Origin of the sequence: Mesorhizobium sp. M7A.F.Ca.US.011.01.1.1, assembly GCF_003998295.1 — a bacterium.
Lineage (GTDB): Bacteria > Pseudomonadota > Alphaproteobacteria > Rhizobiales > Rhizobiaceae > Mesorhizobium.
Genome location: NZ_RZRT01000046.1, coordinates 39,023 through 50,152, shown reverse-complemented (window position 1 = coordinate 50,152; position 11,130 = coordinate 39,023). Strand labels below are relative to the sequence as shown.

Sequence of the window (11,130 nt, the reverse complement as noted above, 5' to 3'; positions counted from 1 at the left end):
GAGTGGGGGAGTAGGGGTGTGTTCCGCAGGTACAATCTGCCCCTACTGCCTTATTCCCCTACTCCCCTAGAGCAATCAAATGCCTTCACCGGCAAGTTCCTCCGAAATCGTGCCGACCTGGTCCTGGGCGCTGCGCATCATCGGATAGATGGCCAGCACCTTTTGCCAGGCCTCGAGCGCCGATTGCTTGTGGCCGGTCAGCGCCATGATCTGCGCCAGGCCGGACAGCGCACCGAAGTGGCGCGGCTCGAGCTGCAGCGTATGGTCGATGTCGGACATCGACTTGCCGTAGTTCTTCATCATGAAATGGACGGTGGCACGCCGGTTCCAGCCTTCGGCATAAGTCGGCTGCAAAGTCACCACCTGGTCGAGGAAATCGAGCGCGACGTCGAACTTCTGGCCCTCGACGGCTTTTTGCGACCATTGCATCATCAGGTCGATCGAGGCGCTGCCGGATTGCGACCACTCGCCCCAGATGTTGCCGGCGATGCGCTCGGCTGCCTTTTCGTTGCGCTCGCGTTTCAGGTCGCTGAACAGCTGATCGAGGCGGGCTTGTTTCGTCGATGCGGCGGGCGGCGCGTCCTGAGTGGCCGGCGGCGCGACAGCATCATCCGCCCATGCCGGGCCATAAATGACGCCGGAAACAAGCAGAGATGTCAAAAATGCAAAAAGAATCCGCATCGCCGGACTCTAGTCCCAGGCGACGGAACGTCAAACTGAATTTGGCGTGAAAGGCCGGCAGGCGGCAACAAGCATCAAATGGGCGGAGGCAACAGCCTCCTGCCCGAAAACTCAGCCCTGGCGTGCCTTGTAGCGCGGGGCGGTCTTGTTGATGATGTAGACGCGGCCCTTGCGGCGAACCAGCTGGTTGTCGCGGTGACGCGCCTTCAGCGCCTTGAGCGAATTCTTGATCTTCATGGTCTTGCCTGTCGGTGTGGACCCGGTCCGGGTCGAAATTTTAAGGCGCGCCAGAAGACGCGCCTTTGAACTGTGGGAGGCTCATAAACGAGGAGCCTTGTCCCTGTCAACCGCAAGCGTGCTCCATAGCGGCTGTGAATCGTCCCTGTCATCAATTATCCGCCATGTCGGTCTGGCGGCATTGCGCGGCCCTGGGCCGGCTGGGATGATGCGGTCGCCTTGAAGTGATTTGGAGAGAACCATGCGCCGAATGTTCGTGTCCGCCTGCCTTGTCCTGCTGGCGGCAGCTTCGGTTGCGCGCGCGCAGGAATGCGACCGCAGCGACGACAGCCAGCAGATGATGAACATCTGTGCCGGCGAAGACTATCAGGCGGCCGACGCCAAGCTTAACAAGGCCTATCAGGATCTCACCAGCTCGGATGATGCCGGCGGCAAGAGATTGCTGCAGGTGGCGCAACGCGCCTGGATCGCTTTTCGCGATGCCGAGTGCGCGCATTCCACCGCCGCCAGCGAAGGCGGATCGATCCATTCGATGGAAGTTTCGCAATGCCTGACCAGATTGACCAATGATCGCGTCAAGCAGCTCGCTGCCGCGGCCAATTGCGAGGAAGGTGATGTGAGTTGCGCCAATCCAGGGCAGGACGAGAGCGACGACGTGCAGTAGGCAACCTTATGAGGCGCGACGGCTGATCCGAGTGAAATGACCCATCTTGCGGCCGGGCCGCGCTTCGGCCTTGCCGTAGAGATGCAGCATCAGATCGGGCTCGGCGAGAAGCTCAGGGACGCGCAGCACATCGTCGCCGATCAGGTTCTCCATCACGCAGTCGGAGTGGCGGTCCGGGCTGCCGAGCGGCAGGCCGGCGATGGCGCGGATATGCTGCTCGAACTGCGAAACGATACAGGCGGCTTCCGTCCAATGGCCGGAATTGTGCACGCGCGGCGCGATCTCGTTGGCCAGCAGCGAGCCGTCCGCCAGTACGAAGAACTCGACACCGATGACGCCGACATAGTCCAGCGCCGACAGGACCTTCGATGCCGCCGTTCGTGCGGCTTGCGCCGTTTCGAGCCTTACGCGGGCCGGCAAGGTCGATGTGTGGAGAATGCCGTTGCGATGGATATTCTCGGCTGGATCGTAGGCGACGACCGCACCGTCCAGCCCACGCGCCGCGATCACCGAGATCTCGCGCTCGAACGGCACGAAGGACTCCAGGATCAGCGGCACATTGCCCATCGCCTCGCAGGTGCCGGCGAAGCCGCCGACTTCCATGTTGCGGAAGACGCGCTGGCCCTTGCCGTCATAGCCCATGCGGCGCGTCTTCAGGATGCCGCTGCCGTCGAACGCCTTGAGCGCCGCCGTCAGCTCGTCATCATTGTCGACGGCGTGGAAATCGGCGGTGGCAATGCCGATGCCGTTGAGGAATGTTTTTTCGCCCACCCGGTCTTGCGCCACTTCCAGCGCACGCGCCGGCGGATAGACCGGAACCTTGGCGGCCAGCGCGCTGGCCGCCGCGACCGGAACGTTCTCGAACTCGTAGGTGACGACGGAACTCGACGCTGCCAGTTCGGCAAGGGCAGCCTTGTCGTCATAGGCGGCTGTTATCTGCCGGTTGGCGACCTGTGCGGCCGGGCAATCCGCTTGCGGCTCCAGCACCACGGTGCGGTAGCCGAGGCGGGCGGCAGCAACAGCCAGCATGCGGCCGAGCTGGCCGCCGCCAATGATGCCAATGGTCGATCCGGCGGGCAGGCTCACGGCGTATCCGTCGGTTCGGTCGCGACCTTGGCGGTCTGCGCGGCGCGCCAGGCATCGAGACGGACGGCAAGGCTGTCATCGTTCAGGGCCAGCACGGCAGCGGCCAGAAGGGCTGCGTTGGCGGCGCCAGCCTTGCCGATGGCCAGCGTGCCCACGGGAATGCCGGCCGGCATCTGGACAATGGACAGCAGCGAATCCTGCCCGGAAAGCGCTTTCGATTCCACCGGCACGCCGAACACCGGCAACGGCGTCATCGCCGCCGTCATGCCGGGCAGGTGCGCCGCACCGCCGGCGCCGGCTATGATTACCTGATAACCCGCTGCCTTGGCGCCCTTGGCGAAATCATAGAGCCGGTCCGGCGTGCGATGCGCGGAGATGATCAGCCGCTTGTGCGGGATGCCGAGTGCTTCCAGCGTTTCGGCGGCATGGCGCATCGTCGCCCAGTCGGACTGGCTGCCCATGATGATGGCGACGTCGGCGCGTTGATCGTCCAAGTCCGTGTTCCCCGGCGACAAAGGCGCGCCTTAGCGGAATTCGCGCCAAGCCGCAAGGATAGGCGGCCGCCGCGGCTCTTTGGCAAAGTTGAATCAGGCCATCAGATGCCGTTGCGCTCGGCCTCCGGCGTAGAGACAAGCAAGGCCGAAGCCGCGTTGGCGGCGGTGATGGCCGCCCGCATGGCCTGCCCACGGGCAAGTCCCGCGGCCAGCGCGCCAACGAATTCATCGCCGGCGCCATGCGTGCTGGCGACCTTGACCGGGATGGCGGACAGAGCAAAGGCCTCGCCGCTCCGATCGCAACAGGCGACGCCCTCGCCGCCCGCCGTGACAATTGCCACCGGATAAAGATCGGCCAGCAGCCGTGCGGCTTGTGCGGCCCCGTCCAGCGTCTCGACCACTGCTGTGCCAGCCAGGAATTCCGCCTCGATTGCGTTGACCACCAATATGTCGACCAGGGCGATCAACTCGTCGGAGAGTTTGCGCGCGGGGGCCGCGTTGAGCACGACGCGGCCGCCCCGTGCTTTGACGGCGCGTGCGGCGGCAATGTTGCCGGCTTCCGGCACTTCGTTCTGTAACAAAAGCACTGCCGTTTGGGCCATCACACCGGAAGCAGAGGCAATGTCGGCATGGCCCAGTGTCAGATTGCTGCCTGAGACGATCACCGCGCCATAGTCGCCGCCCGCGTCGAAGATCGCCACGCTCATGCCGGAGCCGGCACCAGCGGCCACCCGCACGAAGCGGTGGTCGACCACCGCGCGATCGAGATTGGCCAGCAACGCCCGCCCGAAATCATCGTCGCCGACGGCGCCGATCATCGCCGCGCGCACGCCGGCCCGCGCCGCCGAAACAGCCTGGTTGCCGCCCTTGCCGCCGCATTTCGGGTGCCAGGCATGGCCGGTCACCGTCTCGCCCTTGCGTGGGCGGTCGGGCGCGTCGACCATGATGTCGTAGTGCAAGCTGCCGAACACGGTGACCAGCGGCGATGTCGTCATGAGCCCCGGTCTTTTCGTTTCGATGTCACCGCCGACATGGTGCGGCCGAGGTTGCGCTCCGCCGCCTGATAATCGCGCTGCGCTACCGCCACGAACAGCGCGTCGAGGATGTTGAGCTGGGCAATGCGCGCCGCTGCGTTCTCGCCCATCAGCGGCGACCCTTGCGCGGTCGAGCAAAGCACGATGTCGGCGACCGCAGCCAGCGGCGAGTTGTCGTAATTGGTGATGGCCAGCGTGCGGGCACCGTTCTTGCGGGCCAGCTGGATGGCGTCGATGACGGCCGACGTGTTGCCCGAATGCGAGAAGCCGACGGCGATGTCGTCGCCGCCGAGCAGCGAGGCCGACATCAGCATCATGTGCGAATCGTCGTAGACCGATGCGCGGATGCCGATGCGCAGAAACTTGTGCGAGACATCGCGGGCAATCTGCGCCGAGCCGCCGACGCCATAAAAATCCCGGCTCTTCGCACGGTAGAGAAGATCGGCGGCGCGGTCGAAATCCTCGATATCGAGGATCGCCAGCGTCTCCTCCAGTGCCTGGATGGAGGTGCGGAACACCTTCTGCACGATCTCGGCCGAACTGTCGTCGGACGACAGTTCCTGATGCATCTCGGCGGTCGGCAGGCGACTGTATTCATAGACGGCGGTGCGGAAGTCGCGATAGCCGGAAAAGCCTAGCTTCTTGGCGATCTTGACCACCATCGCCTCGGACACGCCAGACTCTTCGGCGATCTGCTTCAGCGGAATGCTCTCGTCGAAGCCGCGCCGGCCGAAGACGGTTTCCACCACCTTCGCCTCCAACGGGGTGAGATGCGGCATCATCATGCGGATGCGCGGTCCTACCGCTTTCAGGTCCAGCCCGCTCAAGGTCATCCACGCCCCCTCGTCACGCGATCGATAAGCATCGCGGCGAGGATTATAAGACCAGTTGCCAAAAGCTGATAGAAGGACTGGACGTTCATCAGCGTCAAACCGTTGCGCATGGCGCCGAGGATGATAGCGCCCAGGATGGTGCCGACGATGCTGCCCTTGCCGCCCATCAGCGAGGCGCCGCCGATGGCGGCAGCCGCGATGGCGTCGAGTTCCCAGAGATTGCCGAGGATGGGCTCGGCGGCGCCGAGCCGGCCGATCAGGATCTGCGCGGCAAGCGCTGCCAGCAGGCCTGAGATCATGTAGGCGGCGATCTTGGTGCGGGCAATCGGCACGCCGGCGATGTAGGCCGCCTCCTCGTTGCCGCCGACGGCAAGCAGATATTCGCCGAAGGGCGTCTTCTTCAAAACGACCCAGGCGACGACAGCCACGCAGGCAACGATGACGACCGCCAGAGGCAATCCAAACAGCGATCCGTTCAAGATGGCGCGGAACCCCGCGGGCAGGCCCAGAACCGGATTGCCGCCGGTGTAGATCAGTGCCAGCGCCCGGTAGGTGCTGAGCGTCCCCAATGTGACGATGAAGGGCTGCAGCCCGACATAGGCGACGAGCACGCCGTTGACGAGGCCGCAGGCAAGGCCAATGGCGAAGCCGGCGGCGATGGCCAGCGGAAACGGCACGCCGGCGACCATCATAGAGGCCGAGATGACGGCCGAGAGTGCCGCCGTCGGCCCGACCGACAGGTCGATGCCGCCGGAGATGATGACCAGCGTCATGCCGAGTGCGAGACAGGCATTGATGCTCGACTGCTGCAGGATGTTGATCAGGTTGCGCTCGGCGAAGAAGCCGGACACCAGCGCGCCGAATACGGCCAGGATCACGACAAGGCCGATCAGCGTGCCGGCGTCGCGCATGGAAACACCGCGCAGGAATTCGGCCCGCGGCCGCACCAGAGTGGTATCCGACATATCCGTCACCTCTGCCTTGCCTGCTGCGCGGCCGGCGTTTGCGTTTGCGGGATGGCGTGCGCCGCGATCGCCTGTTCGCTGATATCGTCTCTGTGGAGTTCGGCCGCGATCGTGCCGTCGCGCATGACCAGCACGCGGTCGGCAAGCCGTATCACTTCGGGGAGCTCGGAGGAGACGACGATCACGGCATGGCCTTCGGCGGCGAGTTCCTCGATCAGATGATAGATCTCCGCCTTGGCGCCGGCGTCGATGCCGCGCGTCGGTTCGTCGAACAAGAGGATGCGGGTTCCCGCCGCCAGCCAGCGGCCGATGATCGCCTTCTGCTGGTTGCCGCCGCTGAACAGGCGAATCGGCCGGTCGAGCAGAAACGGCCGCAGGTTGACACGGCTCATCTTCTCGACGGCCACGTGTTTCAACCTGGCGTGATCGATGAGACCGCGCGATGCGAACACACCCATCGAGGCCAACGCCATGTTGCTGGTGATCGAGCGCAGCGGCACGATGCCTTCGCGTTTGCGCTCCTCCGGCACCAGTCCGACGCCGGCGGCAATCGCATCGCGCGGGCTGGCGAAGCGCGCCGCCTTGCCGTCGATTGCAATCGTCCCGGCCGTGGCGCGATCGGCGCCGGCCAAGAGCCGCAAAAGTTCAGTGCGGCCGGAACCGACCAGGCCGGCAATGCCCAGCACCTCGCCGCGATGCAGATTGAACGACACGTTGCGCACCTTCGTCGCCGAAGAGAGGCCACGCGCGCTCAGCATGACCTTGTTCGTGGCATGGGAATTATGGTGTTCCTGCGCCAGTTCGCGGCCGACCATCATCGCCACGACCGCTTTCTCCGACTGGTCTTTCAGATCGACGGAATCGACGACGACGCCATCGCGCATGATGGTGGCGCGCCGGCAGATACCGAACACCTCGTCCAGCTTGTGCGAGACATAGACGACCGCGACGCCGTCGCGGGCGAGGCCGGTGATGACTTGCGCCAGCCGTTCGAATTCTTTCGGCGTCAGGCTCGATGTCGGCTCGTCCATGGCGACGATGCGGGCGCGATCGAGCAGCGCGCGAGCGATCTCGACGATCTGCCGCTGCGCCACCTTCAGGGTACCAAGGGGTGCCGCCGGATCGATGGAGGGATCAATGGCCGCAAGAGCATCCGCAGCACGGCGCTCTTGCTCGCGCCGGGCGACGAAGATACCGCCGCGCGTCAGCGGATGGCCGAGGAACATGTTCTGGGCGACGCTGAGGCGCGGTACCTGCTGCAATTCCTGATGGATCATGGCGACGCCCGCAGCGCGTGCGGCGACCGGGTTGGCGAGTGTAACCGGCTTGCCGTCGATGAGGATGCTTCCCGCTGTCGGCCTGTAGACGCCAGACAGGACGCGCAGCAGCGTCGACTTGCCGGCGCCGTTTTCGCCGAGCAGGCCGTGGATTTCACCGGCCCCGACCGAGAGTGACACCTCGTGGAGCGCCCGTACGGCCGGAAACAGCTTGGAAATGCCCTTGAATTGCAGCCGGGGTGACATCGGGTTCTATCTCCGGGCAAGAGTGCCGGCCGGCAGCGAATTGCTCTGGCCGGCACCCGCCGATTAGCCTTATTGGCCCGCTGCCGCGTCCTCGAGCAGGGCCTTGCGCGCGCCGGTGCCGGAATAGCGGTCGGCATTGTCCTTGGTGATCAGCGCCTGCGGCGTGGCGACAACGCGCGGCAGCTTCTGTCCCGCGACGAGACGCAGAGCTGTTTCCAACGCCACTTCGCCGGTCAGCACCGGGAAGCTGTCGACCGTGCCGGTCAGTTCGCCGGCGCGGATCGAGGCATAGGCGTCGGAAATGCCGTCGGTGCCGAAGACCGCAACCTTGTCCTGCAGGCCGGCGGCCTTGACCGCCTCGACGATGCCCAGCGCCATGCCGTCATTGTTGGCATAGAAGCCGACCAGGTCGGGGTGCTGCTGCAGGATGTTGGTGGCCGCGTCATAGGAGGTCTGGCGATCCCAGTTGCCGGGAACGCTGGCGACGACCTCGAACTTGCCTTCCTCGGTGATGGTCGACTTGAAGCCGTCGGTGCGCTGCACGGCGGCATAGACGCCGGCCTGGCCTTCGACGATGGCGACCTTGCCGCCATTCGGACGATTCTTGATGAACCATTTGGCGACGCGCACGCCATTGTCGCGTTGGACATTGCCGACATAGTGCTCGGCCTGCGGGATGACGGCGTCATTGACGTTGACCACCGGCACGTTGGCGGCCTTGGCCTGCTCCATGATCGGCTGCAGATTGGCATCCGTCTGCGGCGAGACGAGCAGCACGTTATAGCCCTGCGTCACCAGGCCTTCGGCGATGGTGAGCTGGCCGAGCTGGTCGCCCTCGCTCTGCGCTGCCTGATAGACGACGGGAACGCCGACCTTGGCGCCGAATGCCGTGTAGCCCTCGCCCAGCGAGCGCCAGTATTCATTGGTCAGCGTCTTGGAGACCGCGCCTGCCTTGGTGCCTTCGGGCAGCTTGGGGAACGCGCCGAATTTAGCCTCGACCTGCGACCAGTCGATGCGGTCCTTTTCCGTGTCGGAATTGAGCGGCGCGAGGTCGGCGGCAAAGGCAGAGCCGATCGAGAGCGCCATCAGTGCGGCGGTAGCGGCAGCAAGCAGAAGTTTCATTGTATTCCTCCCTGGTTAAAAGATCTGGCCTTGTTGAAAACGGTGATGGCCCGACCGCGCCTCAGCTGTCCGGTCCGAGCATGATTTCCTGGATGATGGCCTGCGACGTCACCGCGTCCTGGCTGTCCATGGCGGCGGACAGGCGATTGTCCTGCTCCAGCCGGTCGACGACGCGCAGCATGCGCTTGACGGTGGCGATGTTGACTTCGCACTCGCGCACCGGATCGAGCCCGGTCATATCGGGGAACGTGTCGAAATAGATGGCGCCGGCGTAACCGTCGCGGCGAATCTGCCTGAGCAGCTCGATGGTCTGCAGCGTGTGCACCGCGCCGACCATCAGGCCGTCGTCGCGCTTGGCGTAGCCGTCGTTCAGGTGCACGCCGAGCAGCTTGCTGTGACGCGCCACCAGGGCTGCGGCAAAGGCCGGCTGTTCGTCGGCGTAGAGCACATGAGCGAAATCGAGCGTGACGCCGAGATTGGGCAGGCCGACATCGCGGATCGCCAGCAAGGTCGTCGCCGCATCCGGCATCAGGCTGTAGGAGCGTGGTTCGTTCGGTTTGTATTCAAGGCTGATCTGACAGTCGGGATCATGTGCCGCAACTTCACGAATCCCATCAATTTCGTGTTGCCAAAGCGTCGAATAGTCGGCCTGGAAGGCGTAGTCGAAGCCATCCTGGCCGAGCCACAGCGTCATCAGGCTGGCGCCGGCCTCACGCACGGCATCAATGCCGGCCTTGGTCAGGTCGATGGCCTCGCGGCGCACCGCCGGATCCGGATTGGTGAAGGCGCCGAGCTTGAAGGCAGGGTTGGAGTAGTAGCGCATGGCAAAGCCATTGATGGAAAGCCCAAGATCGCTCAGTTTCAGGGTGATTTCCGCGGGCTTTTCACCGACGTGGTCAGGAAAGTTGAGATCGAGATCGGTAAGCCCCTCGACCTTGGCGGCGCGCGCCGCCATCTGCAGCAGCGACGGCTTGCCGATGAGATCAGGCCATTCTGCCTGCGGCCGCGAGGCAAAGGAATTCAGGCGCGTGGCGAAACGGTTGGCTGTCATGAGCGATCCTTTATCGCCATGACTTCACACAAATATAGATATTTGTAAAGTTATTGTTGAAAAGTTGTGAAGCAGCCGCCAAGCTGGACCCGCCAGGGCGCGCAGAGGGAGCCGGCAGTTTCCTGGCCGGTGCCCTGGAGAGCCCGTCAGGGCAGTAGGCGCATGATGGCGCGTGCTGGTTACGGCCGGCGCATTTCAGGTCGCGATTCGCCGGGTGTTCAATCTGGCCAGCGTAAGACGCCGGACGAATCCTTGCGGGAGACTTTCATCGCATCGGCCGGGCGGTCCTTGGCGGTCAATATGGCGCGCAACCGTTCGGCGACGATCTCGGCCTCGCCGGGATGAAGATTGCAGGGGTCGAGGAAGAAATGGCCGCGCTCCACCTCGTGGTTGCGCACGATAATCGGCGGCGAGCCCGTCGCCAATGCCGAGGTGAGACCGGCCGCCGTGAACCGGCTTTCGGGCAGTACAAAAATCTGAAGCCGATCCAGAGGGTTGGCGGTCGGATCCGGGATGATCTGCGCGATGACGCCCGGCAGCCCGTGCAACGTGTCCTTCCACAGGTTGAGCGCGGCGTCTTCGCGGCGGCGGATGCCGGCATGGTCGCGCTTTTCCCAGGCTTCCAGTGCGGCCATGGTGCCGGCGATGCTTTCCTTGCCGACCTTCATGGCGCGAGCGACGCCGCGGTTCTGCAGATAAGCGGCGCGAACCAGATCCTTGCGGCCGGTGACGATGCCGCTGGTCGGCCCGCTCAGGAATTTGTGGCCGCTGTAGATGACAATGTCGGCGCCGCGCGCGAGGAAGTCGCGCAGATCATACTCTGAAGCCGCATCCACGATCACCGGGACACCCCTGGCGTGGCAGATCTCGCAGAATTCCTCCAGCGACAGCATGCCATACTGCACGGTGTGGTGCGCAACGACATAGAGGCCCGCCGCCGTGCGGTCGTTGATCGCGTCGCGCACATGATAGTCCTGCGTCACGCTGACCGTGCCGGCCGGCACGACCCTGGCGCCCGCCAGCCGGACCGACTGGTCGATCGGCGCACCATAGTTGACGATGTGGCCGAGCTGGACGATGACCTCCGACTTGAGGCCTTCCGTGTTATCAGGCAGCCGCTCGATGGCGAGCAGATTGGTCCCCGTCATCGCACCGGCGATCGCCATGGTGATGCCGCTGGCGCAGCAGGCAGTGATGAAACCGGCCTCGCCGCCGGTCAGGCGCGCGACGATCGTGCTTGCGGCACGTTGCAGGTCATCCATTTCCACCCATTGCGAGGCCATTTCCGCCATGGCGCTGATCGCTTCGGGGACAATGATCGACGCGCCGAGCGCGGTCATCGTGCCGGAGACATTGATGATCGGGCGAAGGCCGAGCCGTTCGCGGATGGTGGTGTTGGAGCCGTCGGTGGAAGTAGTTTTCATCTCTCGGATTCCATTC

General features: G+C 64.4%; 12 protein-coding genes. 1 reads left to right on the top strand and 11 read right to left on the bottom strand.

The features are described from left to right. Positions 1-75 precede the first annotated feature (75 nt). Positions 76-681, bottom strand: a complete 606-nt coding sequence (locus EOA13_RS28675) for a hypothetical protein (protein WP_127296875.1) — start codon at positions 679-681, stop codon at positions 76-78. A 111-nt stretch (positions 682-792) separates the two neighbouring features. After that, entirely contained in the window at positions 793-918 is a 126-nt protein-coding gene (ykgO, locus tag EOA13_RS28670; RefSeq protein ID WP_006327841.1) for a type B 50S ribosomal protein L36, read from the bottom strand. A gap of 241 nt (positions 919-1,159) precedes the next feature. Here ykgO and EOA13_RS28665 point away from each other — a divergent pair, with 241 nt between their 5' ends. Continuing rightward, positions 1,160-1,582 carry a lysozyme inhibitor LprI family protein gene (locus EOA13_RS28665; RefSeq protein WP_127296874.1) on the top strand — a complete coding sequence of 141 codons (423 nt, stop codon included), beginning with the start codon at positions 1,160-1,162 and terminating at the stop codon, positions 1,580-1,582. Between the two features lie 6 nt (positions 1,583-1,588). On the opposite strand, the gene EOA13_RS28660 is transcribed toward EOA13_RS28665, so the two are convergent. The 9 genes from EOA13_RS28660 to EOA13_RS28620 form a co-directional block, all read right to left on the bottom strand. Next, the gene (locus EOA13_RS28660; protein ID WP_127296873.1) at positions 1,589-2,668 is read right to left on the bottom strand and encodes a 5-(carboxyamino)imidazole ribonucleotide synthase; all 1,080 of its coding nucleotides are present in this window, start codon (positions 2,666-2,668) and stop codon (positions 1,589-1,591) included. Further along, positions 2,665-3,162: a 5-(carboxyamino)imidazole ribonucleotide mutase gene (purE, locus tag EOA13_RS28655; protein WP_127296872.1), complete on the bottom strand. Its 498-nt coding sequence runs from the start codon at positions 3,160-3,162 to the stop codon at positions 2,665-2,667. The genes EOA13_RS28660 and purE overlap by 4 nt, the downstream gene beginning before the upstream one ends. A 101-nt stretch (positions 3,163-3,263) precedes the next feature. After that, positions 3,264-4,157: a ribokinase gene (locus EOA13_RS28650; protein ID WP_127296871.1), complete on the bottom strand. Its 894-nt coding sequence runs from the start codon at positions 4,155-4,157 to the stop codon at positions 3,264-3,266. Further along, the gene (locus EOA13_RS28645) at positions 4,154-5,029 is read right to left on the bottom strand and encodes a MurR/RpiR family transcriptional regulator (RefSeq protein ID WP_127296870.1); all 876 of its coding nucleotides are present in this window, start codon (positions 5,027-5,029) and stop codon (positions 4,154-4,156) included. The genes EOA13_RS28650 and EOA13_RS28645 overlap by 4 nt, the downstream gene beginning before the upstream one ends. After that, positions 5,026-5,994, bottom strand: a complete 969-nt coding sequence (locus tag EOA13_RS28640; protein ID WP_127296869.1) for an ABC transporter permease — start codon at positions 5,992-5,994, stop codon at positions 5,026-5,028. Before EOA13_RS28640 ends, EOA13_RS28645 begins: the two co-directional genes overlap by 4 nt. 5 nt (positions 5,995-5,999) lie before the next feature. Further along, positions 6,000-7,517: a sugar ABC transporter ATP-binding protein gene (locus EOA13_RS28635; RefSeq protein WP_127296868.1), complete on the bottom strand. Its 1,518-nt coding sequence runs from the start codon at positions 7,515-7,517 to the stop codon at positions 6,000-6,002. Positions 7,518-7,586: 69 nt separating this feature from the next. After that, a complete protein-coding gene (locus tag EOA13_RS28630) occupies positions 7,587-8,639 on the bottom strand; it encodes a substrate-binding domain-containing protein (RefSeq protein ID WP_127296867.1) in 1,053 nt (350 codons plus the stop codon). A gap of 61 nt (positions 8,640-8,700) precedes the next feature. Beyond that, on the bottom strand, positions 8,701-9,690 hold the full coding sequence (locus tag EOA13_RS28625; protein WP_127296866.1) for a TIM barrel protein: 990 nt from the start codon (positions 9,688-9,690) through the stop codon (positions 8,701-8,703). A gap of 218 nt (positions 9,691-9,908) precedes the next feature. Further along, on the bottom strand, positions 9,909-11,114 hold the full coding sequence (locus EOA13_RS28620; RefSeq protein WP_127296865.1) for an aminotransferase class V-fold PLP-dependent enzyme: 1,206 nt from the start codon (positions 11,112-11,114) through the stop codon (positions 9,909-9,911). Between the last annotated feature and the right edge of the window lie 16 nt (positions 11,115-11,130).